Genomic DNA, 2,550 nt, shown 5'->3' with positions numbered 1-2,550 from the left:
TTCGTACAACAACTGTTTGGGTGTTGTATAGTCAAGCCTCACGAGCAATTAGTATTGGTCAGCTTCACATATCACTATGCTTCCACATCCAACCTATCAACGTCGTAGTCTTCAACGGCTCTTTAGGAGACATAAAGTCTCGGGGAAATCTTATCTTGAGGTAGGCTTCCCGCTTAGATGCTTTCAGCGGTTATCCCTTCCGAACATAGCTACCCGGCGATGCCACTGGCGTGACAACCGGTACACCAGAGGTTCGTCCACTCTGGTCCTCTCGTACTAGGAGCAGATCCTCTCAAATTTCCAACGCCCACGGTAGATAGGGACCGAACTGTCTCACGACGTTCTAAACCCAGCTCGCGTACCTCTTTAAATGGCGAACAGCCATACCCTTGGGACCTGCTTCAGCCCCAGGATGAGATGAGCCGACATCGAGGTGCCAAACACCGCCGTCGATATGAACTCTTGGGCGGTATCAGCCTGTTATCCCCAGAGTACCTTTTATCCGTTGAGCGATGGCCCTTCCATACAGAACCACCGGATCACTAAGACCTACTTTCGTACCTGCTCGACTTGTGGGTCTCGCAGTTAAGCGCGCTTTTGCCTTTATACTCTACGCGTGATTTCCGACCACGCTGAGCGCACCTTCGTACTCCTCCGTTACTCTTTAGGAGGAGACCGCCCCAGTCAAACTACCCACCAGACATGGTCCTCGTCCCGGATAACGGGACAGAGTTAGAACCTCAATATTACCAGGGTGGTATTTCAAGGACGGCTCCATCGCAACTAGCGTCGCGACTTCAAAGCCTCCCACCTATCCTACACAAGTAAGATCAAAGTTCAATGTCAAGCTGCAGTAAAGGTTCACGGGGTCTTTCCGTCTAGCCGCGGGTACACCGCATCTTCACGGCGAATTCGATTTCACTGAGTCTCTGCTGGAGACAGCGCCCCCATCATTATGCCATTCGTGCAGGTCGGAACTTACCCGACAAGGAATTTCGCTACCTTAGGACCGTTATAGTTACGGCCGCCGTTTACTGGGGCTTCGATCAAGAGCTTCGCTTACGCTAACCCCATCAATTAACCTTCCAGCACCGGGCAGGCATCACACCCTATACGTCCACTTTCGTGTTTGCAGAGTGCTATGTTTTTAATAAACAGTTGCAGGGGCCTGGTTTCTGAGGCTGTCGGCCGCTCAAGGAGCAAGTCCTATCACAGACAACAGCGTACCTTCTCCCGAAGTTACGGTACCATTTTGCCTAGTTCCTTCAGCAGAGTTCTCTCAAGCGCTTTGGTCTACTCGACCTGACCACCTGTGTCGGTTTCGGGTACGATTCCTGTGTAACTGAAGCTTAGAGACTTTTCCTGGAAGCATGGTATCAGCCACTTCACTGTACAAGTACAGCTTGCTATCAGTTCTCAGCATAGAGTACCCCGGATTTGCCTAAGATACATGCCTACAACCTTCCACCTGGACAACCAACGCCAGGCTGACTTAACCTTCTCCGTCCTCTCATCGCATTACACAGAAGTATTGGAATATTAACCAATTTCCCATCGACTACGCCTCTCGGCCTCGCCTTAGGGGTCGACTCACCCAGCCCCGATTAACGTTGGACTGGAACCCTTGGTCTTTCAGCGTGCGAGTTTTTCACTCGCATTGTCGTTACTCACGTCAGCATTCGCACTTCTGATACCTCCAGCAGACTTCTCAATCCACCTTCATCGGCTTACAGAACGCTCCCCTACCACGCATAATAAATTATGCATCCGCAGCTTCGGCATATAGTTTTAGCCCCGTTACATCTTCCGCGCAGGCCGACTCGACTAGTGAGCTATTACGCTTTCTTTAAAGGGTGGCTGCTTCTAAGCCAACCTCCTAGCTGTCTATGCCTTCCCACATCGTTTCCCACTTAACTATAATTTTGGGGCCTTAGCTGGCGGTCTGGATTGTTTTCCTCTTGACTACGGACGTTAGCACCCGCAGTCTGTCTCCCGGATAGTACTCATTGGTATTCGGAGTTTGCATCGGTTTGGTAAGTCGGGATGACCCCCTAGCCGAAACAGTGCTCTACCCCCAATGGTATTCGTCCGAGGCGCTACCTAAATAGCTTTCGGGGAGAACCAGCTATCACCAAGTTTGATTAGCCTTTCACCCCTATCCACAAGTCATCCCCTGGCTTTTCAACGACAGTGGGTTCGGTCCTCCAGTTAGTGTTACCCAACCTTCAACCTGCTCATGGATAGATCACCTGGTTTCGGGTCTATACCCAGCAACTAAACGCCCTATTAAGACTCGGTTTCCCTACGGCTCCCCTATTCGGTTAACCTTGCTACTGAATATAAGTCGCTGACCCATTATACAAAAGGTACGCAGTCACCGGACTAAGCCGGCTCCCACTGCTTGTATGCATGCGGTTTCAGGATCTATTTCACTCCCCTCACAGGGGTTCTTTTCGCCTTTCCCTCACGGTACTGGTTCACTATCGGTCAGTCAGGAGTATTTAGCCTTGGAGGATGGTCCCCCCATATTCAGACAAGGTTTCACGTGCC

The 2,550-nt window shown here is 50.9% G+C and carries 1 rRNA gene; it reads right to left on the bottom strand.

Annotation, left to right across the window (positions count from 1 at the left end):
* Positions 1-27 precede the first annotated feature (27 nt).
* A 23S ribosomal RNA gene (locus Q9R24_RS14910) occupies positions 28-2,550 on the bottom strand; the annotation flags it as partial.

The sequence above is a fragment of the Acinetobacter sp. RRD8 genome (assembly GCF_031844225.1).
In the GTDB taxonomy this organism is placed as follows: domain Bacteria; phylum Pseudomonadota; class Gammaproteobacteria; order Pseudomonadales; family Moraxellaceae; genus Acinetobacter.
This window is presented reverse-complemented; position numbering and strand designations above follow the sequence as displayed.